The following is a 23,021-nucleotide window of genomic DNA, read 5'->3' as shown; positions in this document are numbered from 1 at the left end:
CGACCGCGGGTGGCGCCCCGCGCGTCACCCGACTGCACTCTGGGTAGGGATATAGGACGCGCATCACCCGATAACGACCGTCGACCCCAATTGCTCGTTGCCGCATCCAAGTTCGACAGGAAGAATTGAAGTCCGCTCCCCGCACGGCTCGTCCGTGATCCGGCAGGGCTTCACTGCGGTGCGCGCTCCCCCGAACCCGACCCCGCCCGCAGTGTGGGCGCGTAGCCGAAGGGAGGAACGTGACCTTCGGATTCGCTCCGTCCTCGGCGGCGGCGTTGTCGTCGTCCGCCGCTTCCGCCACTCGCATACTCGAACCGGCGGAGTGGGCCGCCGCCGGCATCCCGCTGTTGCGCGATCCACGGGAGGTCGTCGGCGGGCTGCACTCGCGCCACCGTCCAAGGCCGGCGACAGCGGTCGTGGCCGTACTCGATCGGGACGAACGACTGTGCGCGAGCGCGTCGTTCACCAGCCGACGGGCGCCGGCCGACGGGTGGATGTTCCGCAACTCGCTGCTCTCCCAGCTGCGCCGGGTCATCCCGCACGATCTGCGGCGCCGCAGCCCGGTGCGCACCGCCGTGCTGCTCTACTGCCGTGAGGGCGACGCTCGTTGGACGGAGGAGGACGGCGCGTGGATGTGGGGGCTGCGGGACGCCTGCACGTTGCACGGGCTGCGCTGCGGTGCGTACATCACGCTGACCCGTGACGGCTGGCAGGTCCTCGGCGAGGGCCGCGGCGGGCGCCGGCCCAACACGGCTTCCGTGCCGGAGCCGTTCGCCGCCTCGGAGACGCCGGCCCCGTCACCACGCACCGGCGGGGTCCCTCCGGACGTGCTGCGCCGCGCGACGGCTCGTTAGAGCGCTTCGGGCACAGTGCGCTCCGGGACCACGCAGCGACGTCCGAGGCGATGTCCAGGCACACGAAGGCACCTGGCAACGCCCGTACGCCGCCTTGCGGACGCCGACCGCCCGGTACGCCGAACTGCCGCCGTGCGGGGGCTGCCGTCCTGGCGGCTCCCCGCGTCACACCGGCGCCCGCCGCACGCGGCGGGGCGAGCTCAGACGCCCGCGCCCAGGACCGAGTTGATCCGCTGCGGGTCACCGCAGACGATCAGCAGGGCACCGGCTCGGGAGTGGGCCGTGGACAGGGCAGTGGCCGCGGCGGCTTCGGGGCCGCCGTTGACCACGACCACGACAACGGCCCGCGACGTGGCACGGTCCGCGACGGCGGCGTCCGCGTAGAAGACGTCGTCACCCGCGTCGTGCTGCGCCCAGTAGGCGGCGTCGCCGAAGGACAGTTCGTGGGCGGCCCACGGGTGTGGTTCGCCAGTGGTGATCACCAGCACGTCGCCTGGGGTGCGACCCGAGTCCAGCAGCAGGTCCACGGCCTCGTCGGCGGCGTCGAGCGCGCCGTCGGGAGTGGCCGGGACCAACTGGATCTGCGGGGCGGTCGGGGCGGCTGCCGGAGCAGCCGGGCCCGACGCATCGGGTTTGGCCGCGGCTGTGTCGCGCGACGCTCGTTGCGCCGGCGGCGCCGGCCGCACGGGGCCGGGACGGCCGGGGCGCGGCGGAGCCGCGGGACGGGGGCCGGGTACGGGGCGGGGGGTCGACGCGGTGCGGCCGCTGGCCGGAGTGGCGCGGGGACCCTGGGCCTTCTCGTGAATCTGAGGCTCCTCGGGAATGAGAGGCATGAGCTGATATTTATCAAACGTTGGTGCGGCTCGCGTCGGCGGGTGGCACATGCCTGCGAGTGGAACCGTCAGAAATCGAATCCGAGCTGACCCTCGATTTCCGGAACGCTTCCGTCCACCCAACTGCGGACCTTCTTGAGGTGCCGCCACTGGGGCAGCGCATCAAGATACGCCCACGACAACCGGTGGTGCGGGGTGGGCCCCCGCTCCTCCAGTGCGGCCTTGTGCACGGGTGACGGATACCCGGCGTTGTCCGCGAAACCGAAGTCTGCATGGTCGATACCCAGTTCGGCCATCATTTTGTCGCGCTGGACCTTGGCGAGCACCGAAGCCGCCGCGACAGCCACGCAGGACTGGTCTCCCTTGATCACCGTACGAACCTTCCAAGGCGCCCCGAGATAGTCGTGCTTGCCGTCGAGGATGACGGCATCGGGGCGAATCGGGAGGGTCTCCAGGGCACGCACCGCCGCCAGTCGTAGCGCCGCGGTCATCCCCAGTGCGTCGATCTCCTCCGGAGAGGCGTGCCCCAGGGTGTAGGACGTCACCCAGGTCCGCAGCTCCGCGGCGAGCACAGTGCGCCGCTTGATGGTGAGCAGCTTGGAGTCGGTGAGGCCGGCCGGGGGCCGACGCAGTCCGGTGATCGCGGCACAGACGGTGACCGGACCGGCCCATGCACCGCGCCCCACCTCGTCGACACCGGCAATGATCTTCGCTCCGGTCGTGGCGCGGAGAGAGCGCTCGACGGTGTGAGTAGGTGGTTCGTACGGCATGACGTCCTTAGCCTACGCCGCCCCGAACCCCCCGCGACACCCCGGTTCCCCAAACGGGGCCCGGACCCGCGAAACCCTGGATCAGATGCCGTCCGGCCGCAGCAGCGGAACCATCAGCTGGTCGATCATCCCCTCGATCTCCTGGTCCGCCAATTCACTTCCACAAACCTTTGATCGGTACATCATCATCGCGGGGAGGGCGTCGAAGACGTATCCGTTCGCCGCGTCCCGCCGAACCTCTCCCCGCTCTATTCCTCGGTTGATGACCTCGCGGAGCATCATGAGGGTCGGCTCGATCACCCCGTTGACGATCACTGCGTGGAAGCGCTCCGCCTGTACGCTGTCGCATTCGTGAATCACCGATCGCAACGCGAACCCAGGACGGGAGAACATCGCGTCCCGCGCCCGCCGACACAGCGCCAGGAGATCCTCGCGCACGCTCCCGAGATCGGGCACCGTGTCGAAAGGCGGCAGCCCGGACCGCAGCGCGTCCTCGACGAGGTCCTCTTTGGACGGCCAGCGGCGGTAGACCGCCGCCTTACCGGTCTGGGCTCCGGCGGCCACACCCTCCATCGTCAGGCCGTTCCAGCCGACGGTGCTGAGCTGTTCCAGCGCGGCATCGAGGATGGCGCGTTCGAGGACTGCGCCACGTCGGCGGGAGGGCGTCCGGGCGGAGGGGGCCGCCCAGTGCGAAGCAACCATGTCGAGGATCTCCAGGAAGCGGGGAAAGCGGTTTTCCGGGGTCAGGGGCACACCGCGCGCCCCGACGGGGGATGAGCCGCACGGCAGCTCCCCGACAGTGAACGCTTGCGTTCACTGTCGGGGAGTCACTAACGTTGAAGCAACAGTGAACGCGAGCGTTCACTAACGCATTCGTGGGGGACACATAGTGGCAACCTCTTCTCTGATCAAAGACCAGAAGCCGGGAGCGGCCCGCCGGGAAGGGCAACCCGGGATCGCGCTCACCGTCATCGCGGCCTGCCAGCTCATGGTGGTACTCGATGCGACGATTGTGAACATCGCCCTCCCGCACATCCAAGAGGCACTCAGCTTCAGCACCACCGACCTCACCTGGGTCGTCAGTGCTTACACACTCACCTTCGGCGGTCTGCTCCTGCTCGGCGGCCGAGCCGGTGACATACTCGGCCGCCGCCGGGTCTTCATGAGCGGCATTCTGCTGTTCACCTTCGCGTCGCTGCTCGGTGGCTTCGCCCAGGAACCCTGGCAGCTGCTGGCGGCGCGCGTCCTGCAAGGTGTGGGCGGCGCGATCGCGTCGCCCACCTCCCTGGCGCTCATCACCACCACCTTCCCCGAGGGACCGGAACGCAACCGGGCCTTCGGCGTCTTCGCCGCCGTGTCCGCGGGCGGTGGTGCCATAGGCCTGCTGGCAGGCGGCATGCTCACCGAGTGGCTCGACTGGCGCTGGGTACTCTTCGTCAACGTGCCGATCGGCGTACTGATCGCCGTGCTCACGCCGCTGTACATCAGCGAGTCCGAGCGGCACTCCGGACGCTTCGACATCGCCGGGGCGGTGACCTCGACGGCGGGTATGGCCTCCCTCGTCTACGGCTTCATCCGCGCCGCCGAAGAGGGCTGGCGGGACGGCCTGACCATCGGCTCCTTCGCGGCCTCGGTGATCCTGCTGCTGTCCTTCGTCTTCATCGAGTCGCGGGCCAAGGAGCCGATCACCCCGCTGCGGATGTTCACCGACCGCAACCGCTCCGGCACCTACGTGATCATGCTGAGCCTGGCCGCGGCGATGTTCGGCATGTTCTTCTACATCGTCCTGTTCGTTCAGAATGTACTGGGCTACACCCCCATCCAGGCCGGTCTGGCCTTCCTGCCGGTCACGGTGGTGATCGCGCTCGGTGCGGGCCTGTCGCAGCGGTTCCTGCCCGTGTTCGGCCCGAAGCCGTTCATGCTGGTGGGGTCGGCACTCGCCGCGATCGGCCTCGGCTGGCAGGCCCTGATCAGCTCCGACAGCTCCTACGTCGGCGGCGTCCTCGGGCCGATGCTGCTCTTCGGGTTCGGCATGGGACTGAACTTCGTGACGCTGACACTGACCGCGGTCTCCGGGGTCGCCCAGCACGAGGCGGGCGCCGCGTCCGGCCTGCTCAACGCGATGCAGCAGGTGGGCGGGTCGATCGGCCTCGCCATCCTGACGACGATGTTCGGCACGGCCACCAAGGACGAGGCGGAGAAGCAGGGGGCGGACTTCCTCACCAACGGGTCGGCGGAACAGAAGGCGGAGTTCGCCCAGACGCACCAGCTGCCGGCGCCATGGGGTCACGAAGTACTGGCGCAGGGCATCTCCGCGGCCTTCGTTCCGGCTGCCGCGATGGCCGTACTGGCCCTGGCCACGGCATGGCTGGTCATCCGGGTACGCAGGAGCGACCTGGAGGCCCTGGCCGGATCGGCCGGGCCCGGAATGGGCTGACGGCGCGGCGAGGACCGGGCGGGGACCAGCGGCGGACGCGCGTGACGCCTGCCGCCGGTCCCCGCCCGGCCGGCTTCCGGCGCGCGGCACACTCCAGCGGGCGAATGGCACGAACAACAGCAGTGCGACGACAGCCGCCGACGGAATCCCCATGCCCCACCCCCTCGTGACCCTCCCGGCACCATGCGCGGCTCATGCCTCGCACCGCGGATGTCACGACAACGAACGGCTGGTCACGCAGAGTTCCCAGCGCGTACGGAGAGTTGACTAGGCCGACACCGTCATCCACCCGGGCAGCGCCTCGACCCGCCCCGCCCACTCGGCCGGCGGCGCTCCCGCCCGGTCTGCGGCGACCACCCCGCCCACGATCGCGCAGGTCGTGTCCACGTCCCCGCCGACCTGTGCGGTCGTCCAGAAGGCGCGCTCGTAACTCCCGAGGGCGCGCGCCGCGGACCAGAGGGCGAAGGGGACCGTGTCGTGGGCGGTCGTGCGCCTGCCACAGCCCAGTACCGCCGCGACCGTGGTCGCGTCACCGTAGTCGAGCATGTCCCGGGCACGTCGCAGTCCGGCGCCGACCGCGCTCTTGGGTACGAGAGCGACGACACCGTCGAGGAGGGCGTGGGGGGTGGGCGGGCCGGCGGGGTCCGCGGCCAGGGCCGCGGCCGCGGCGACCGCCATGGCGCCGACCACCGCCTCACGGTGCTGATGCGTGGGGTAGGCGGAGATCTCCGCCTGGTGGGTCGCCTGCTCCGGGTCGTCCGCATACCAGGCACCGAGCGGCGCGATGCGCATCGCCGCCCCGTTGCCCCAGGATCCCTGGCCGTTGAACAGCGCGGCGGCGAGCTCGCGCCAGTCACCGCCTTCCCGGACCAGCCGCAGCAGCCGGTTGACGGCTGGGCCGTAGCCGCGGTCGAAGTCGTGGTGTCGAGCGAAGGAGAGTGCCAGCGCGTCCTGGTCGATGCGATGGTGGGCGGCCAGGACGGAGACCACGGAACAGGCCATTTCCGTGTCGTCCGTCCACTGCCAGGGACCGGGAGGCAGCTCACGGCGCTTCAGCAGCGGGTAGTTCGCGGGCACGAAGAACTGTGAGCCCAGCGCGTCACCGACCGACAGTCCGCGCAGGCTGGACAGGGCCCGGTCCAGGCGCCCGTCAGGAGATGAATGAGCGGTCATCGCCCTGCCACTCTATCCGGTGATCCCGTACGGTTCCGGATCTCGCCAGCGTTCGAAGGGACGGTCGAGGCTGTACCGGCCGTCCTCACCGAGAACGAGCATCCGCGTCTCGCCGTTCCCCGGGTTCGAGAGCGACTCGAATTCCGCGACCGTCCAGTGGAACCACCGCATGCAGAACAGCCGCATCGCCAGGCCGTGGGTCACCAGGAGGACGTTCGGCGGGTGGTCGGGGTCCTCGAAGCTGCGGAACAGGCTCTCCAGGAAGCCGCCCACCCGGTCGTACACGTCGGCACCGGACTCGCCTTGGGCGAAGCGGTAGAAGAAGTGGCCGTAGGCGTCCCGGTAGGCCTTCTGCAGGCGCACGTCGTCGCAGTCCTGCCAGTTGCCCCAGTCCTGTTCACGCAGCCGGGGCTCCTCCCGTATCCGTATGAGCCCGGGGTCGAGGTGGAAGGCGCGCAGCGTCTCGTGGGTCCGGCGATACGGGGACACGTACACGCTGACCCGCTCGCGGCCGAACACCTCACGCAGCCCGCTGCCCGTCTGCTCTGCCTCCGCCCGGCCCCGCTCGGTGAGTGCCAGCGCGTGGTCGGGTTCGCGCTCGTACACGGTGTCATCGACATTGCCCGTCGACTCGCCGTGCCGGACAAGAACGATGCGCCGTGGTCGTGCCATGCCAGAAACCCTAGATCGAGACGGTCGGAACCCAGCACTCGGACGGGCCCCATACGGCGTACGTCACACAGTTTCCCCATCGGGGTCGCCCCACGTCGACACCGGGAAGGCCGGTCCGGACATCAGACGGTCCAGGAGGGCTCCAGTTGCACGATGTCTCCGGTCAGCGCGGCTATGTCGGCCTCCGTCTGGGCGCGCAGGGCGAGCCGCTCCACACGTTCGGTGCGGTACTTGCCGTGCTCGGCTGCCGAACGCCACATCGACAGCACCATGTACTCGTTCCCCGGCGCCTCGCCGAACAGCCCGCGGACCATGCCGGGCGAGCCGGCCATCGCGGGGTTCCAGACCTTCTCCTGCATGAGGACGTAGTGCTCGGCACGCTCCTCGTGGACACGGCAGAGTGCCACCCGCAGCAGGTCGGCGTCCGTGAAGCGCGGTTCGAATCCGGTCTTCACGTCGAACCGGTGGTCGAAGAGCCGGACCTGGGCGTCCTTGAAGGTGCCCGCCTGGGCGGAGGCGAGCCGGTCGTGGGAACGGGCCATGAAGGAGTCGTAGAAGGCGCGGCTCTCCCAGAAGGCGAAGACGTGCGCCACGTCGGGCCGCGCCCGGCTCCAGCCACCCCCCTGCCCCCGAAAACCCGGCTCCCCCGGAAGCCCCGCCCACTTCCGCTGCCCCCGCTCGAAACCGCGGCGGTCCACCACGGTGCAGCGAATCCACTTGACCAGCACCGCGCCATGGTAAGGCCAGGGAACGTGGCACCGGTCACTCTCCGGAGGACCGCTTGCCCGCACTCGCCTCGCTGTGCGTGGCAGGATGGGTAACCGACCGTCACCGCTCGGCAGTTGAGGTGGCCGGGCAAGGGGCGGGGACCTGGGAAGGGGAAGTCTGTGAACGGCCTCAGCAAGGGCATTCGCAAGGTCGAGATCGCGCTGCGGTGGGACCCGAGTCCGGCGGGGCAGCCACCCGCCGACCTGGACGTCGTGGCCTGCACCTATCCGGTGGGTGACCCGTACGGCGATCCCGCCTACGTGGTGCACTTCGACAGCCGCTCCCCCGACGGCACCATCTATCTGAACCGGGACAGCCAGGACGGCAAGGGCTTCGGCTTCGACGAGGTCATGACGCTGGAGCTGGAGCGGCTCGACGCCCGGTACGCGCGCGTGGTGGTGGGCGTCGCGATCCAGCAGCGCACCGAGGACCGGACCTTCGCGGACGTGAGCAGCCCGGGCCTGCGTATCCGTGAGGGCTACACCGACCTCGCCGCGGACGACTTCAGCGGTGTCCTGGGCGCGACGGCGGCGACGGTCGCGGAGTTCGTACGGGACGAGACGGGGGCGTGGGAGTTCCGGGCCGGCGTGCACGGATTCGAGGGCGATCCCGCCGCGTTCGCCGCCACGATGGGTGCCACACGCCGATCCTGACGGCGCCGGCGCACGAGCAGTCGCGCGTCGGTGAACCAGCGCGTGAGTAAGGGGCGTCCGCCATGGCGGACGCCCCTTACTCATGTGGACCTACGAGATGTGGTCCTCAAGAGACGTGGTCCTACGGAGTGTGGACCTACGGGTCAGCTGCAACCGCTGGTCGAGCCGCAGCCCTCGCAGATGTAGCAGGAACCGGCGCGCTGCATCTTCGTGCCGCAGGAGAAGCACAGCGGGGCGTCGGCCTGGATGCCCAACTGCATCTCCACCAGTTCGGCGCTGGTGTGGGCCTGCTGCGGAGCGGGCTTGGCCGCCTCGACCTCGGCCTCCGGCGTGACGACGGCCTTCAGCTCCTGGGCGCGCGGCGCCGACTGAGCCAGACCCTCGACGTCGAGCTCGTCGTCGGACGGCTCGTACGAGCCCGTCTCCAGGTGACGCTGACGCTCCTCGGCAGAGTGGATGCCGAGCGCGGAGCGCGTCTCGAAGGGCAGGAAGTCCAGCGCCAGGCGGCGGAAGATGTAGTCGACGATCGACTGCGCCATCCGCACGTCCGGGTCGTCGGTCATACCGGCCGGCTCGAAGCGCATGTTGGTGAACTTCGAGACGTACGTCTCCAGCGGCACGCCGTACTGGAGGCCGACGGAGACCGCGATGGAGAAGGCGTCCATCATGCCCGCGAGGGTCGAGCCCTGCTTGGACATCTTCAGGAAGACCTCACCGAGACCGTCGTCCGGGTAGGAGTTGGCGGTCATGTAGCCCTCGGCGCCGCCGACCGTGAAGGAGGTGGTGATGCCGGGACGACCCTTCGGGAGGCGCTTGCGGACCGGGCGGTACTCGACGACCTTCTCGACCGTCTCGCGGATGGCCGCTTCCGTCTTCTCCGTGACGGTGTCCGCCGCGGTCTTGTCCTTCTCCTTGGTCTTGGCGGAGAGGGGCTGGCCGACCTTGCAGTTGTCGCGGTAGATGGCGAGCGCCTTGACGCCCATCTTCCAGGCCTCGAAGTAGACCTCCTCGACGTCCTCGACGGTCGCCGACTCCGGCAGGTTGACCGTCTTGGAGAGGGCGCCCGAGATCCACGGCTGGATCGCGGCCATCATGCGGACGTGGCCCATCGCGGAGATGGAACGCTCGCCCATGGCGCAGTCGAAGACCTCGTAGTGCTCGTGCTTGAGGCCGGGGGCGTCGATCACGTTGCCGTGCTCGGCGATGTGGGCGACGATCGCCTCGATCTGCTCCTCCTGGTAACCCAGGCGGCGCAGGGCCTGCGGGACGGTGCCGTTGACGATCTGCATCGAGCCGCCGCCGACCAGCTTCTTGAACTTGACCAGGGCGAGGTCGGGCTCGAGGCCGGTGGTGTCGCAGGACATCGCCAGACCGATGGTCCCGGTCGGGGCGATGACGGACGCCTGGGCGTTGCGGAAGCCGTTCTTCTCGCCGAGACGCAGAACGTCCTGCCATGCCTCGGTGGCGGCCGCCCAGATCGGCGTGTCCAGGTCGTCCATGCGGACGGACTTGGCGTTCTCGTCGGAGTGCTGCTTCATGACCCGCAGGTGCGGCTGCGCGTTGCGGGCGTAGCCGTCGTAAGGGCCGACGATCGCGGCGAGCTCGGCGGAGCGCTTGTACGACGTACCGGTCATCAGGGAGGTGATGGAGCCGGCCAGGGCACGGCCGCCGTCGGAGTCGTACGCGTGGCCGGTCGCCATGAGCAGGGCACCGAGGTTGGCGTAGCCGATGCCGAGCTGACGGTAGGCGCGGGTGTTCTCGCCGATCTTCTGGGTCGGGAAGTCCGCGAAGCAGATGGAGATGTCCATCGCGGTGATGACGAGCTCGACGACCTTCGCGAAACGCTCGGCGTCGAAGGACTGGTGGCCCTTGCCGTCGTCCTTCAGGAACTTCATCAGGTTCAGCGAGGCGAGGTTGCAGGACGTGTTGTCCAGGTGCATGTACTCGCTGCACGGGTTGGAACCGTTGATGCGGCCGGACTCCGGGCAGGTGTGCCAGTGGTTGATGGTGTCGTCGTACTGGATGCCCGGGTCGGCGCAGGCCCAGGCGGCCTCGGCCATCTTGCGGAAGAGGGCCTTGGCCTCGACCTCCTCGATGACCTCGCCGGTCATGCGGGACGTCAGGGCGAACTTTCCGCCCTCCTGGACAGCCTTCATGAACGTGTCGTTCACGCGGACCGAGTTGTTGGCGTTCTGGTACTGGACGGACGTGATGTCGTCGCCGCCCAGGTCCATGTCGAAGCCCGCGTCGCGCAGGGCGCGGATCTTCTCCTCTTCCTTGACCTTGGTCTCGATGAAGTTCTCGATGTCGGGGTGGTCGACGTCGAGGATGACCATCTTGGCGGCTCGGCGGGTGGCGCCACCGGACTTGATCGTGCCGGCGGAGGCGTCGGCGCCGCGCATGAAGGAGACCGGGCCGGAGGCGTTGCCGCCGGAGGAGAGCAGCTCCTTGGAGGAACGGATCCGGGAGAGGTTCAGGCCGGCGCCCGAGCCGCCCTTGAAGATCATGCCCTCTTCCTTGTACCAGTCGAGGATCGACTCCATGGAGTCGTCGACGGACAGGATGAAGCAGGCGGACACCTGCTGCGGCTGGGGCGTGCCGACGTTGAACCAGACCGGGCTGTTGAAGCTGAAGATCTGGTGCAGGAGCGCGTAGGCCAGCTCGTGCTCGAAGATCTCGGCGTCGGCGGGCGAGGCGAAGTACCTGTGGTCCTCGCCGGCCTTCCGGTACGTCTTCACGATGCGGTCGATGAGCTGCTTCAGGCTCACCTCCCGCTGCGGGGTGCCGACGGCACCGCGGAAGTACTTGCTGGTGACGATGTTGACCGCGTTCACCGACCAGAACTCGGGGAACTCGACGCCACGCTGCTCGAAGTTGACCGAGCCGTCGCGCCAGTTGGTCATGACGACGTCACGACGCTCCCAGGCCACCTCGTCGTAGGGGTGGACTCCGGGAGTGGTGTGGACGCGCTCGACGCGGAGTCCCTTGCCCGCCTTGGTGCCCTTGGCGCGGGAACTCCGTGCCGGACCGCTCGCCGTCTCTGTCATGCCGCCTCCCATGTACGGGCGAAAACGCCCCGAAGTGCCCCGATTGTTCCCGTGGCACGGTGTTCTGTCTTGTGTCGCGGGCATGTCTCGCTCCACCCGCGACAGGTCTCTGTCACTCGCCGCCGTCCGGCCGGGCCCGGGCACCGAAGTCCGGGTCCGGCCCGCCGGTCAGTCGGCGGCGCCTGCGGGCTCGGGGACCTGTGCCGTCCCCGTGGACCCGCGGTCGTTCTCCTGGCTCCCCGCGTCGGCGTCGTCGCCGTCTCCGCCGGGGTGCCCCGTCGCCTCCCTGAGCTCCGCGATCGCGGCCTCGAAGTCCTCGAGCGAGTCGAACGCCCGGTAGACGGAGGCAAATCGCAGATAGGCGACGAGGTCGAGTTCCTGCAACGGGCCGAGTATGGCCAGCCCCACGTCGTGGGTGGTCAGCTCGGCGCTGCCGGTGGCTCGCACCGCCTCCTCGACCCGCTGGCCGAGTTGGGCGAGCGCGTCCTCGGTGACGGGCCGGCCCTGGCAGGCCTTGCGCACACCGTTGATGATCTTGGTTCGGCTGAACGGTTCGGTGACCCCGGACCGCTTCACCACCATGAGCGAACACGTCTCCACGGTCGTGAAACGACGGGAGCAGTCAGGGCACTGGCGGCGCCTGCGGATCGACGTGCCGTCGTCGGTCGTACGACTGTCGACGACGCGGCTGTCGGGATGCCTGCAGAAGGGGCAGTGCATGATCTCCGAACCCTCCTCACAGCAGACTCAATAGCCTCGCGAGGCCCTTCAGGCCCCTCGAAGCAGCCCCCAGCATAGGCGATCGCGGCGGGTCCAAAGACCCGGGGGACCACAACTTGTGGGCTGCTGATGCAATCCAACCACTACATGTGGGGATTGGCTCATACGTACACGCGCTGCGCCCGTGTCGCTCCCGTACGTACAGGCGCCGTACGGCCGTGGCGACACGGTGGACGCGTACACGCACAGCCGTATCGCCCGGGGGCGTGCGGAGATACCGTGGTCGCCGCGAGGAGGAGGCGTGGGACTACCGCACAGATGGGGGACCCGCGCCGTCGAACGGGATGCCGGATGGCAGACTGGAGCGACATCCCTGAGGCTGTCACCACGGCGGTGAAGAGTACAGCAATGGGACCTTTTGTCCGCCAGGCACCGCGATAGCCATACACCCAGACACGCGATACGGGTGAGCAATTCGCGATTTTTCACTCGAACGTGTGTTTGGCGCAACCTTTCGAAAGCTACTACCGTTGTGCAGCAGGGAGACCATCGAGAGGGGCCGACGTGACCACCACCGCCGACAGTGCCGCCATCACTGCCCAGGACCGCCCCCAGGGCCGACCTGAGCCGGTGCACGCGATGAGCGACGCCGCGAATCCAGAGGGGCACAAACGCTCCCTGCCGGGCCGACCTCCTGGCATCCGGGCGGACAGCTCGGGACTCACCGACCGCCAGCGCCGGGTGATCGAGGTCATCCGCGACTCGGTGCAGCGGCGCGGGTACCCGCCGTCGATGCGGGAGATCGGTCAGGCCGTCGGCCTCTCCAGCACCTCCTCCGTCGCGCACCAGCTGATGGCGCTGGAGCGCAAGGGCTTCCTGCGCCGCGACCCGCACCGCCCGCGCGCATACGAGGTGCGCGGCTCCGACCAGGCCGCCTCCGCGCAGCCCACGGACACCGCCGGCAAGCCGGCCGCGTCGTACGTCCCGCTCGTCGGGCGCATCGCCGCCGGTGGCCCGATCCTCGCCGAGGAGTCCGTCGAGGACGTCTTCCCCCTGCCCCGGCAGCTGGTCGGTGACGGCGAGCTGTTCGTCCTGAAGGTCGTCGGCGACTCGATGATCGAGGCCGCCATCTGCGACGGCGACTGGGTCACGGTCCGCCGCCAGCCGGTCGCCGAGAACGGCGACATCGTGGCCGCCATGCTCGACGGCGAGGCCACCGTGAAGCGCTTCAAGCGCGAGGACGGCCACGTCTGGCTCCTCCCGCACAACTCGGCGTACGAGCCGATCCCCGGTGACGACGCGACCATCCTCGGCAAGGTGGTGGCCGTACTGCGTCGCGTCTGAGCGCCATGGCGGGCGGGTGCGCCGTGACAGCGCTCCGCCGACCCGACCGGGCCCCGGAACCTCTGCGCCGGTTCCGGGGCCCCGCGCTGTGCCGAGCGCCAGACCCCGGTGACCGAGAAATGGCTTAGCGCTCAGTCGCCTTCGGTCGCCGTGTCCTCGGCCCTCTCCTTGGCCGTGTCCTTCGCCATCTCCGTCTGCCGTGCCGTCGCGTCGATCGCGGCGAGTGACCTGCGGACCTGGTTGCGGTCCGTGGTGAACCAGAAGTCGGGCATCGACGCCTTGAGATAGCTCCCGTACCGGGCCGTCGCCAGTCGCTGGTCCAGTACGGCGACCACGCCGCGGTCACCCGAAGCCCGTACCAGACGGCCCGCGCCCTGGGCCATCAACAGCGCGGCGTGGGTGGCGGCGACCGCCATGAAGCCGTTGCCGCCGGCCTCTTCCACAGCCTTCTGGCGGGCGCTCATCAAGGGGTCGTCCGGGCGAGGGAACGGGATCTTGTCCATGACGACCAGCTGACAGCTCGGCCCGGGGACATCGACGCCCTGCCAGAGCGACAGCGTGCCGAAGAGGCAGGTCTTCGGATCGGCGGCGAAGTTCTTGATCAGCTCACCGAGCGTCTCCTCGCCCTGGAGCAGAATCGGATACTCCGGAATGCGGGAGCGCAGTTCCTCGGCGGCCAGCTGGGCCGCCCGCATGGAGGAGAAAAGCCCCAGGGTACGGCCGCCTGCCGCCTGGATGAGCTCCGTCAGCTCGTCGAGCATGTCGCCGCGGTCTCCGTCGCGGGCGGGGCGGGACAGGTGCTTGGCGACGTACAGGATGCCCTGCCTGCGGTAGTCGAAGGGCGATCCCACGTCGAAGCCCTTCCACAGGGGGACGTCGTCGCCCTCGGTGCCCTCCGGCGCGAGGCCGAGGGAGGCGCCGACGCCGTTGAAGTCACCGCCCAGCTTCAGGGTCGCGGAGGTCAGGACGACCGAGCGGTCGCTGAAGAGCTTCTCGCGCAGCAGGCCCGCGACGGACATGGGGGCCACCCGCAGCGAGGCGCCGAAGCGGTCGTGCCGCTCGTACCAGACGACGTCCCACTCCGAGCCGTTGGTGATCCGCTCCGCCACGTCGTGCACGGACTCCACCGAGGCCAGTGCCTGCTTGCGGACGGCGTCCTCGTCCTGCACGGACTTGTCGCGGGTCGCGCCGATCGCGGAGATGACCGTACGGCAGGCGTCGCGCAGTGCCATCAGCGCGTAGCCCAGGTCCTCGGGGATCTCCTCGAGGCGGCCCGGCAGCGCCAGCTCCATGAGCCGCTCGAAGCCCTCGGCCGCCGTCTGGAGCTGGTCGGCGGCCTTCTCGTTGACGAGCTTCGCGGCCCGCCGCACCGCACGGTTGACCTGGCCGGGGGTGAGTTCACCGGTGGCGACGCCGGTGACACGGGAGACCAGCTCGTGCGCCTCGTCGACGATCAGCACCTCGTGCTGCGGCAGCACCGGTGCGCCCTCGATGGCGTCGATCGCGAGGAGGGCGTGGTTGGTGACGACGACCTCGGAGAGCTTGGCGCGCTCGCGGGCCATCTCGGCGAAGCACTCGGCGCCGTAGGCGCACTTCGAGGCGCCGAGGCACTCCCTGGAGGACACCGACACCTGCGACCAGGCACGGTCGGAGACACCGGGAGTGAGGTCGTCGCGGTCGCCCGTCTCCGTCTCGTCCGCCCAGTCACGCATCCGCAGCAGGTCCTGACCCAGCTTGCTGGTGGGTGCGGCGGCCTCGAACTGGTCGAAGAGGCCTTCCTCCTCGTCCTGCGGGACGCCCTCGTGGAGCCGGTGCAGGCACAGGTAGTTCGACCTGCCCTTGAGCATCGCGAACTCCGGGCGTCGACGCAGCTGGGGATGGAGTGCGTCGACCGTGCGGGGCAGGTCCCGCTCGACCAGCTGACGCTGGAGGGCCAGGGTCGCGGTGGCCACCACGACCCGCTCCCCGTGGGCCAGGGCGGGCACCAGGTAACCCAGGGACTTGCCGGTGCCGGTGCCGGCCTGGACCAGCAGATGGGAGCCGCCGTCGATGGCTTCCTCTACGGCTTCGGCCATGGCCACCTGGCCGGGACGCTCCGTGCCGCCGACGGCGGTGACGGCGGCGTGCAGGAGTTCGGGGAGTGAGGGCTTCGTCATAGCCCGACCACCCTACGGCCCGGCACTGACAAACGGGCGAGCAAGGCGGGAGTGAGGGACGACAGGCGCGATGCGGGCCGCGGGGACGGAAAGGCCGGTACGTGCTGCGGGGACGATGGGGGCAACCGTACTCCTGGGCGTGTGGCGGGCGGGGCCGGCCGGCGGGTGGTGTGGTGGCACTGCTCAGCCCGTCGGGCCGGGCCGCACGGCGTTACGGCAGTTCGCACGGCGTCCGGTCACGGATCATGAGGGCGGCTCGCTTGGCGGTCAGGTCGACCTCGGCGGAGAACCGGAACCCGGCGCCGAGGAACGCGGCGACGGAGGCTGTGTTGCGGACGTCGGGTTCGGCGAGCACGCGCGTGCAGGCGGGCCGCCTGGCGAGGACGAGGTCGGTGACGGTGTCGATCAGCGTGGTTCCGACACCCTGCCCGCGGTCGGCGGCATCGCCGATCAGGAGGTGGAGGCCGGTGTCGTGCGGCCGGACGGCACAGTACCGGGCCAGCGGGTCGAGGTCGGCCCGGTAGATCTCCCAGTAGCTCATCGGCACACCGTCCAGCACGCCGAGACACGGGAGGCTGCGTCCGTCGCCGGCCAGCTGCGCCCGTACGTGCTCCTCGGTCACGCTCTGTGGTCCGGTCAGTTCCCAGAACGCGGCGACGGCGGGGTCGTTCATCCAACGGCTGATCAGCGGCACGTCCTGTTCGACACGGACCGGCACCAGGTGGAAGACCCCCACGACGGTGACGGCCGGCCCCCATTCCGCGACGTGGTCGAGCAGATCGTCGTTGGTCCGCGTCGTCTCCGTTCCCGCGAGTTCGTGGCCCTCCTTCCGGAAGAGGGCGACGAACTCCTCGGGAAGGTGCAGGTCCAGGGTGTCGTCGGCGCTCGCATCGGTGGAAGCCACGGTGTCGCTCTTTCGGGAGGAGGGGAGGGGAGAGGCGGAGAGACGGGGAGGGCGAGGCGGAGGAGGTCGAAGAGGTCAGCAGCGCGCTCAGCGGCTCAGCGGGTTGGTGATGGTGACGTAGACGGACTGGGTGTCGACCGGGCCGACGAGTTCGTCGAGGCCGTGCAGCCGGGTCAGCAGGTTGGCCTTGCAGCGAAGGACGGGTGAGTCCAGAAGGTGTGCCGGCAGCGGACTGCGCGGCGGATCGGGCCTCGAGACGAGGCCCTGAAGAAAGCTCCGGAAGGCCGCGAGCAGCAGTGACTCGTCGGCGAGGTGCTGGGAACCGAAGGCGCCGATGAGTCCGAACACGTTGTTGATCGCCAGGTAGTAGGCGAAGCGCTCGTCGGTGACATCGTCGGAGACGAACGTGTCGCTGTGCCGGCCGACGCCGGGCAACCGGGCGTCGAGTTCCGCGCGCCGGGACTCGCGGAAGTAGTAGCCCTGGTTGTCGCGGTACCGACCGCCGGCGGGCCAGCCGTCGGTGTCCAGCAGGAGGAGGGTGTTCTGCTGGTGCGCCTCCAGGGCGATCCCGGCGTGGGCGTCCAGCCACAGCACGGGTGCTGCGACGTGGCGGAGATAGCGCAGGAACCACTCGACGGCGACGGCTTCGCGAGGACGGCCGGTCCGCCCGGCGAGTCGTGTGAGGATTTCGGCCAGCCGGGAGCGCGGGACGCTGGTGGTGTGCCGGACGGGACCGTCCACCGGCCCGTGCGGCCACGGCTCGATGAGAGACGCCACGCAGGAGACGTCGTCCGAGGGCCGGAACGGGTTGTGCCGGATGACCACGTCGAGTCCGCGCACGGGCCTGCCGTCCGGTCCGTCGACGGCGAGCCAGGCCGGGTCGCGGACGATGTCGAAGTCCGGGTGGGCGGCCTGCCACTGACGGGACAGGCCGCTGCGCAGCAGACGGTGGACCTCGACCCCTCGGTGGAGCTCCTTACGGAGGTTCTCGCGACGGGAGTTGGTGATGTGCAGGGCCAGCGAGAGCTTGAGCATGGCCGGGGCGCCGGTGCGGTGGACGGTCCGCAGGGACGAGGTGGGATTCCAGGGGGCGCCTCGGACGCCGAGGTCCCTGAGCAGTCCGGCGTCCAGCAGGGCCGCGGTCTGTGGCCGGCGACGTACCTCGCGGAACTGCCAGGGGTGCAGGGGAAGGAGCTCGTAGTCGTCCGGCGGCGCGGGCCCGTCTCCGGCCAGGCGCGCGGTGAGCCGGGGCGCGGTGACCCGGCGGCCGCGTTCGGTCCAGGCCGAGTCGGTGGCGAGGACGGACGGGGCGACGGCCACCCAGTGCAGGGGGAAGGAGCCGCGCAGTTCGGGTGAGTACTGCCGCGCCTCCGCCTCCGTGAGCCCCTCCCGGCTCTTCGGTGTGGGGTGCAGCGGGTGTCCGAGGAGGAGCGCCTGCTCTGCGGCCAGGAAGAGGTCGGAGCCGTCCGAGAGTCCGGAGCCGTGTGAGAGACCGGAGGTGTCCGAGGAAACGGAGGCGTCGGAGGGATCGGAGGTGTCCGAGGAAACGGGTCCGACGGCGGGGCGCTCCCGGTGGCCCTCGCGGTCCCGGAGGTCCTGGAGGCCTTGGAGGTGACGACGGTCCTGGCGGTGGCGGTCCTGGCGGTCCTGGCGGTCCTGGAGGAATACGGCGGTACGGCGGACGGAGTCGGCGACGCGTGCGACGAGGTCGGCCCCGTCGTGCTCCTGGTCGCCGGACGTCTCCCGTACGAGCAGTTCGGCGACCGTGATCGCGTCCACGAGCGGCGCCGAGGCCGGGGCACCGACCAGGCGCGGGAGGCCGAAGCGGTGCCGGCCGGTCGGCGACCAGTAGTGGACGGGAACGGCCAGGGCCGTACCGCCGACCGGGAGCGGCACCCGGAGGACGCCGTCGTCGGGGACGGGCGCGTCCGTCTCTCGTACCCAGCAGCGAAGCAGATTCTCCACGGCGGCGGCCTGAGCAGCCGCACAGGACTCGGGGTGGCCCATGCGGTCGGGCGTGGCTGCCGACGTGCCTACGGGGGCGGGGACGGCCGCGGTTGCCGGTGCGCGCGGCGGCACGGGCCCGGTGAGAGCCGCGGGGGCCGATTCGGGTGCGGGATCGATGTGCAAGACGGTTCCTCGTGACGTGCTGTGGTCTGGGCGCGGAATTCAGGGCGCGGCGCACGCCCCGCGAGGCAGGGCGAGGTCGCCGCGGCTCCGGTCCACCGCCTCCAGCGCGTCGGCGAGTCGGTCCAGGACCGCCGTCGTCTGCTCCTCGGTGACGATCAGCGGCGGCAGCAGGCGTACGACGTTGGCGGACGGGCCCGTGACGTCCACGATCAGCCCGCGACGCAGACATTCCCGTTGGACGGTGGCCGCGAGTTCGGCGGCGGTAGCGGGGCGGACGCCGGCGGCGGGAACGTCGCGCGTACGGTCCGGTGCCGTCAGTTCGATGCCGATCATCAGGCCCCGTCCTCGCACGTCACCGACGCAGCCGAACTCCTCGGCCAGGGAACGCAGTCGGGTCAGCATCCGGCTGCCGAGTGCCGCGGCGTGCTCGGCGAGACGGTGTTCACGGACATGGGCGAGGGTGGCCGCCCCTGCGGCCAGGGCCAGTTGGTTGCCCCGGAAGGCGCCGGTACCGGGCTCCCCCGTGTGCAGGTCGTCGCGGTGTACCACCGCGGCCAGCGGCAGACTGCCGCCGATCGCCTTGGAGAGGACCAGCACGTCGGGGACGACACCGCTGTGCTCGACCGCCCAGAAGGCACCGGTCCGCCCGACGCCCGTCTCGGTCTCGTCGGCGATCAGCGGAACGGACCGTTCGGCCGTGATCCGGCGCATGCGCCGCGTCCAGACGTCCGGCACGGGAAGCACCCCGCTCTCGCTGCGGACCGCGTCCAGGATCACCCCTGCGGGCAGCTCCTTCCCCGACCGGCGATCGTCGAGGACGGACTCGGCCCAGTGGGCGGCGAGTTCGACTCCGCGCTCGCCACCGACGCCGAACGGGCAGTGCCGGTCCTGCGGGTACGGCAGGCACGCGAGCGGCGCTTCTCGGGTGTCACCGGGCTCCGCGCACGCCTCGGCGGTCGCCCCGTGGTGAGCGTCCGTGAAGGCGATCACCCGGGTCCGCCCGGTGGCGGCGCGGACCAGCCGGCCCGCGGTGGCGACGGGATCCGTACCGGCCGGTCCGCAGAACCGCACGCGCGCATGGTGGGCGAGTCCAGGAGGCAGAGTGCGCAGCAACTCGGTGACAAAGGCGTCCTCGACAGGGGTGGTGAGGTTCATGACCTGCAAGGGGGCTCCCGAGTCGAGGACTTTGCGGATCGCCTCCAGCACGACCGGGTGGTTGTGTCCCAGGGCCAGCGTGCCCGCGCCCGAGACGCAGTCGAGGTAACGGCGGCCGTCGGCGCCCTCGATCGTGAGCCCCCGGGCGCGGACGGGTACGACGGGGAGGGCGCGCGCGTAGGTGCGTGCCGAGAACTCCCGCGCCACCTGACGCTTCGGGGCGCTCTCCTGCGAACTCGCACTCTCCCGCGCACTCGCACTCTCCCGCGCGGTGCGCGTCCGCGTGTGTACCTCGCTCGCACGGCCCTTGCCGCCGGTCGGCCCGGCGTTCCCGCTCCTGGGCGCAGACCCGTCGAACGCAGACCCCCGGGACGCAGTCCCCCCGTACGCGGATTCCGCCACGGCTCCCTGACCTCCCGCTGTCCAGACGCGACCCGACACGTCGGTCACTCTCGGCGCGGGGGACCGCACCCGGGCAGCAGGCCCCCCACCGCTACCAACAGCGGACCGTTCACCGGGTTACGGGTAGCGTGAAGATCCGTTCCTGGACGGGGTTCGTCGTCCGCTCCGGGGCCGAGGTGTGCCTTCGGGCGCGTCCGGCACAGCCCGGATGTCGCGTGCCAGGTCGGACGGCTGTATCCGAACCGTTGCCGTTCCATCGGAACTCCCCCACAGCGAGCCAATAGTGTGTGGTGCCGTTCCAGTGCAGTTCACAGTAGGGGGAGTTACCAACCATGCGATCCATACGGCCGTCGTTCACCGCGCGCGGGCACAGGCGCGGGCGGCGCAGAACGTCCCCCGTGCCGGTCACCGTGGCGCTCGTCTCGGCGCTCGCGCTCACCGCCACCGCCTGCGAGTCCGGCGACCCGGAGGCGAGTGGCGACGCCTCTGCCTCGGCGTCCGCGGCGGACGGCGGCAACGGCGAGATCCGGATCCCGGACAGCATCAAGGACAAACTGAAGGAACACGGGATCGACGTCGACGAGTGGAAGAACGGCGCCTGGAAGAACTGGAACAAGGACGACTGGCTGCGTGAGGCGCAGGACTTCGTCAACCCGATCATCGAGGACCTGTGGGACCCGGACCGGATGCGGGACGCCGAGGAGCCCGATCAGGAGGTCGACGACAGCGACCTCTCCGGTGACCAGGGCGTCACCGACCCGGAGCCGCAGCCGGTGCAGGCTCAGGCCGTGCCGCCCAAGTACCACGACAGCGCCGCCACTTCGGGCAAGCTGCTCTTCGACTCTCCCGCGGGCTCGATGGTCTGCTCGGCGACCGTCGTGGAGGACCCGGCCAACCCGGGCAAGTCCAACCTGGTGTGGACGGCCGGCCACTGCGTGCACGCGGGCAAGAAGGGCGGCTGGTACCGCAACATCGCGTTCGTGCCGTCGTACAACGACGCCGGCAGGTCGACCGAGGAACTGCAGAACGCCACCAAGGAGGAGGTCGCTCCCTACGGCGTCTGGTGGGGCGACTGGGCCCAGACCTCGGACCAGTGGATCGAGCAGGGCGGCGCGACGGGCGGCGACGGCGCCCCGCACGACTTCGCCGTGATCCACGTGACGCCGGAGAAGGGCAGCGGCGGCAAGTCGCTCGAGGAGACGGTCGGCGCGGCGCTGCCGGTGGACTTCGACGCGCCCGCCGTGCCGGAGATCGAGAGCATGAAGGCGATCGGCTACCCGGCCGCACCGCCGTACGACGGTCAGAAGCTGTTCCAGTGCGAGGACAAGCCCGGGCGGCTGTCGATCAGCGCCTCGGACCCGACGATGTACCGCATCGGCTGCACCATGACCGGCGGTTCGTCCGGCGGTGGCTGGGTCGCGGCCGGGTCCGACGGCAAGCCGGCGCTGGTGTCCAACACCTCGATCGGCCCGGTGACGGCCGGCTGGCTGGCCGGTCCGCGGCTGGGCGAGGAGGCCAAGGGCGTGTTCGACGCGGTGAGCGGCAAGTTCGCCGGCCAGTGATCACGCGCTGAAGGACGGCGCCCGGTTCCGAGGGCGGTGGGGTGCGTCGGGCAAGCCGGGCACCCCATCGCGGGCTCCCTGTCATTCACGCGTTGACGTGCATACGTTGACATCCATACGTTTCAAACGGGGGTCGTTCCACCATGCGTTCCACGCCCACACCCACGCCCACACCCGCGCCCACACCCGCGCCCACACCCGCGCCTGCCGCGCCACGGCACCGGCGGCGCACCGCGCTCGCCGCCACCGGTGTCGTCGCGGCCCTGGCGCTCACGGCGACCGCCTGTGGCGGTTCCGAGAAGGACGAGGCCGATGCCAGGCCCGGCGATGGCGCCTCACAGACCGTCGACGCCGGAGGCACGGGAGGTACCGGCGACGGCGAGGTCCGGCTCCCGGCCGAGCTCGCCGACCGGCTCAAGGAGCACGGCATCGATGTCGACCAGTGGAAGGACGGCGGCTGGAAGGACTGGGACCGGGACAAGTGGCTCAGTGAGGCCAGGGACTTCGTCAACCCGGTGATCGAGGGCCTGTGGAAGCCGGACCGGATGCGGTCCGCGAAGGAGGCCGACAAGACCGTCACGACCAAGGACACCGCCGCTTCCCAGGGCGCCACCGACCCGGAGCCCGCTCCCGTCGAGGCCGTGGCCGAGGAGACGCCGTACCACGAGAACGCCGCCCCGGTCGGCAAGGTCTTCTTCGACTCCCCCGAGGGGTCGATGGTCTGCTCCGGCACCGTCATCAAGGACGTGAACAACCCGGGCAGGTCCAACCTGGTGTGGACGGCGGGTCACTGCGTGCACGCCGGCGGCAGCGGCGGCTGGTACCGCAACATCGCCTTCGTGCCGTCGTACAACGACCTCGGCAGGTCAGAGGCGGAACTGGCGAGCGCGTCGATCACCGAAGTGTCCCCGTACGGCACCTGGTGGGCCGACTGGGCTTCGACCTCGAACGAGTGGATCAAGGGCGGTGCGGACGACGGCGGTGACGGGGCCGCGTACGACTACTCCGTGCTGCATGTGAAGCCGGAGCAGGGCAGCAAGTCTCTGGAGGAGACGGTCGGCGCCGCGCTGGAGGTGGACTTCTCCGCCCCTTCCGCGAGTGAGGTCACCAGTATGGGCGCCTGGGGCTACCCGGCCGCGCCGCCGTACAACGGTCTGGCGATGTTCAAGTGCGTCGACCGGCCCGGCCGGCTGTCGCTGAGCCCGTCACTGCCGACGATGTACCGCATCGGCTGCACCATGACCGGTGGTGCGTCCGGCGGCGGCTGGTTCCGGGTGGTGGACGGCGAGACCAGGCTGGTGTCCAACACCTCGATCGGCCCCCTGGACAACACTTGGCTGGCGGGCCCGCAGCTGGGCCGCGAGGCCGAGGCGATGTACCAGAGCATGAGCAGGACGTACGGCGGTCAGTGACCGCACGGGTATACGGGGCATACGGTGGC

18 protein-coding genes are annotated in these 23,021 nt (G+C 70.2%); 6 read left to right on the top strand and 12 right to left on the bottom strand.

The features are described 5' to 3' along the window. Positions 1-239 precede the first annotated feature (239 nt). Entirely contained in the window at positions 240-854 is a 615-nt protein-coding gene (locus tag ABEA26_RS03145) for a hypothetical protein (protein WP_345588950.1), read from the top strand. Between the two features lie 200 nt (positions 855-1,054). On the opposite strand, the gene ABEA26_RS03140 is transcribed toward ABEA26_RS03145, so the two are convergent. The 3 genes from ABEA26_RS03140 to ABEA26_RS03130 all read right to left on the bottom strand — a co-directional run bounded on the left by ABEA26_RS03140 (position 1,055) and on the right by ABEA26_RS03130 (position 3,159). Continuing rightward, complete coding sequence (locus ABEA26_RS03140; RefSeq protein ID WP_345588949.1) at positions 1,055-1,687, bottom strand: hypothetical protein; 633 nt, start codon at positions 1,685-1,687, stop codon at positions 1,055-1,057. 68 nt (positions 1,688-1,755) lie between these two features. Next, a complete protein-coding gene (locus ABEA26_RS03135; protein WP_345588947.1) occupies positions 1,756-2,457 on the bottom strand; it encodes a ribonuclease HII in 702 nt (233 codons plus the stop codon). An 81-nt stretch (positions 2,458-2,538) separates the two neighbouring features. After that, a complete protein-coding gene (locus ABEA26_RS03130; protein WP_345588956.1) occupies positions 2,539-3,159 on the bottom strand; it encodes a TetR/AcrR family transcriptional regulator in 621 nt (206 codons plus the stop codon). A 187-nt stretch (positions 3,160-3,346) separates the two neighbouring features. On the opposite strand from ABEA26_RS03130, the gene ABEA26_RS03125 reads away from it, so the two are divergent. Then, complete coding sequence (locus ABEA26_RS03125; protein ID WP_345588945.1) at positions 3,347-4,894, top strand: MFS transporter; 1,548 nt, start codon at positions 3,347-3,349, stop codon at positions 4,892-4,894. A 267-nt stretch (positions 4,895-5,161) separates the two neighbouring features. On the opposite strand, the gene ABEA26_RS03120 is transcribed toward ABEA26_RS03125, so the two are convergent. From ABEA26_RS03120 to ABEA26_RS03110, 3 genes are all read right to left on the bottom strand, one after another. Further along, positions 5,162-6,067 carry an ADP-ribosylglycohydrolase family protein gene (locus ABEA26_RS03120; RefSeq protein ID WP_345588943.1) on the bottom strand — a complete coding sequence of 302 codons (906 nt, stop codon included), beginning with the start codon at positions 6,065-6,067 and terminating at the stop codon, positions 5,162-5,164. Positions 6,068-6,079: 12 nt separating this feature from the next. Beyond that, positions 6,080-6,739: a histidine phosphatase family protein gene (locus ABEA26_RS03115; protein WP_345588941.1), complete on the bottom strand. Its 660-nt coding sequence runs from the start codon at positions 6,737-6,739 to the stop codon at positions 6,080-6,082. Positions 6,740-6,861: 122 nt separating this feature from the next. Then, the gene (locus ABEA26_RS03110; protein ID WP_345588939.1) at positions 6,862-7,467 is read right to left on the bottom strand and encodes a YdbC family protein; all 606 of its coding nucleotides are present in this window, start codon (positions 7,465-7,467) and stop codon (positions 6,862-6,864) included. A gap of 159 nt (positions 7,468-7,626) precedes the next feature. On the opposite strand from ABEA26_RS03110, the gene ABEA26_RS03105 reads away from it, so the two are divergent. Then, positions 7,627-8,160 (top strand): TerD family protein, encoded by a 534-nt coding sequence (locus ABEA26_RS03105; protein WP_345588937.1) that lies wholly within the window; start codon positions 7,627-7,629, stop codon positions 8,158-8,160. Positions 8,161-8,303: 143 nt separating this feature from the next. Here the strand turns inward: ABEA26_RS03105 and ABEA26_RS03100 are convergent, their stop codons facing one another. Together ABEA26_RS03100 and nrdR are read right to left on the bottom strand one after the other, a co-directional pair. Continuing rightward, a complete protein-coding gene (locus tag ABEA26_RS03100; RefSeq protein ID WP_345588935.1) occupies positions 8,304-11,207 on the bottom strand; it encodes a vitamin B12-dependent ribonucleotide reductase in 2,904 nt (967 codons plus the stop codon). 168 nt (positions 11,208-11,375) lie between these two features. After that, positions 11,376-11,927 carry a transcriptional regulator NrdR gene (gene nrdR, locus ABEA26_RS03095; protein WP_345588933.1) on the bottom strand — a complete coding sequence of 184 codons (552 nt, stop codon included), beginning with the start codon at positions 11,925-11,927 and terminating at the stop codon, positions 11,376-11,378. Positions 11,928-12,491: 564 nt separating this feature from the next. On the opposite strand from nrdR, the gene lexA reads away from it, so the two are divergent. After that, positions 12,492-13,271 (top strand): transcriptional repressor LexA, encoded by a 780-nt coding sequence (gene lexA, locus ABEA26_RS03090; RefSeq protein WP_345588931.1) that lies wholly within the window; start codon positions 12,492-12,494, stop codon positions 13,269-13,271. 131 nt (positions 13,272-13,402) lie between these two features. Here lexA and ABEA26_RS03085 read toward each other — a convergent pair whose 3' ends face one another. From ABEA26_RS03085 to ABEA26_RS03070, 4 genes are all read right to left on the bottom strand, one after another. Further along, positions 13,403-15,427, bottom strand: a complete 2,025-nt coding sequence (locus tag ABEA26_RS03085) for an ATP-dependent DNA helicase (protein WP_345588929.1) — start codon at positions 15,425-15,427, stop codon at positions 13,403-13,405. A gap of 211 nt (positions 15,428-15,638) precedes the next feature. Then, positions 15,639-16,331: a GNAT family N-acetyltransferase gene (locus ABEA26_RS03080; protein WP_345588927.1), complete on the bottom strand. Its 693-nt coding sequence runs from the start codon at positions 16,329-16,331 to the stop codon at positions 15,639-15,641. Positions 16,332-16,418: 87 nt separating this feature from the next. Continuing rightward, positions 16,419-18,338, bottom strand: a complete 1,920-nt coding sequence (locus tag ABEA26_RS03075) for an IucA/IucC family protein (protein WP_345588955.1) — start codon at positions 18,336-18,338, stop codon at positions 16,419-16,421. 162 nt (positions 18,339-18,500) lie between these two features. Continuing rightward, complete coding sequence (locus ABEA26_RS03070; protein WP_345588926.1) at positions 18,501-19,823, bottom strand: aminotransferase class III-fold pyridoxal phosphate-dependent enzyme; 1,323 nt, start codon at positions 19,821-19,823, stop codon at positions 18,501-18,503. A gap of 527 nt (positions 19,824-20,350) precedes the next feature. On the opposite strand from ABEA26_RS03070, the gene ABEA26_RS03065 reads away from it, so the two are divergent. Further along, positions 20,351-21,580, top strand: coding sequence for a trypsin-like serine peptidase (locus ABEA26_RS03065; protein WP_345588924.1), 1,230 nt, complete (start codon positions 20,351-20,353; stop codon positions 21,578-21,580). A 143-nt stretch (positions 21,581-21,723) separates the two neighbouring features. Continuing rightward, complete coding sequence (locus ABEA26_RS03060) at positions 21,724-22,992, top strand: trypsin-like serine peptidase (RefSeq protein WP_345588922.1); 1,269 nt, start codon at positions 21,724-21,726, stop codon at positions 22,990-22,992. The last annotated feature ends 29 nt before the right edge of the window (positions 22,993-23,021 follow it).

It is taken from the genome of Streptomyces marokkonensis (assembly GCF_039539045.1).
GTDB classification, from domain to species: domain Bacteria; phylum Actinomycetota; class Actinomycetes; order Streptomycetales; family Streptomycetaceae; genus Streptomyces; species Streptomyces marokkonensis.
The sequence above is the reverse complement of the archived record's forward strand: the minus strand, read 5'-3'. Positions and strand labels throughout refer to the sequence as shown.

Bases quoted from the DNA above. Each gene is read 5' to 3' on its own strand.
- nrdR (WP_345588933.1), bottom strand. From the start codon at position 11,927: ATGCACTGCCCCTTCTGCAGGCATCCCGACAGCCGCGTCGTCGACAGT.
- ABEA26_RS03135 (WP_345588947.1), bottom strand. From the start codon at position 2,457: ATGCCGTACGAACCACCTACTCACACCGTCGAGCGCTCTCTCCGCGCC.
- ABEA26_RS03085 (WP_345588929.1), bottom strand. From the start codon at position 15,427: ATGACGAAGCCCTCACTCCCCGAACTCCTGCACGCCGCCGTCACCGCC.
- ABEA26_RS03060 (WP_345588922.1), top strand. From the start codon at position 21,724: ATGCGTTCCACGCCCACACCCACGCCCACACCCGCGCCCACACCCGCG.
- ABEA26_RS03065 (WP_345588924.1), top strand. From the start codon at position 20,351: ATGCGATCCATACGGCCGTCGTTCACCGCGCGCGGGCACAGGCGCGGG.
- ABEA26_RS03075 (WP_345588955.1), bottom strand. From the start codon at position 18,338: ATGGGCCACCCCGAGTCCTGTGCGGCTGCTCAGGCCGCCGCCGTGGAG.
- ABEA26_RS03100 (WP_345588935.1), bottom strand. From the start codon at position 11,207: ATGACAGAGACGGCGAGCGGTCCGGCACGGAGTTCCCGCGCCAAGGGC.
- ABEA26_RS03115 (WP_345588941.1), bottom strand. From the start codon at position 6,739: ATGGCACGACCACGGCGCATCGTTCTTGTCCGGCACGGCGAGTCGACG.
- ABEA26_RS03130 (WP_345588956.1), bottom strand. From the start codon at position 3,159: ATGGTTGCTTCGCACTGGGCGGCCCCCTCCGCCCGGACGCCCTCCCGC.
- ABEA26_RS03140 (WP_345588949.1), bottom strand. From the start codon at position 1,687: ATGCCTCTCATTCCCGAGGAGCCTCAGATTCACGAGAAGGCCCAGGGT.
- ABEA26_RS03120 (WP_345588943.1), bottom strand. From the start codon at position 6,067: ATGACCGCTCATTCATCTCCTGACGGGCGCCTGGACCGGGCCCTGTCC.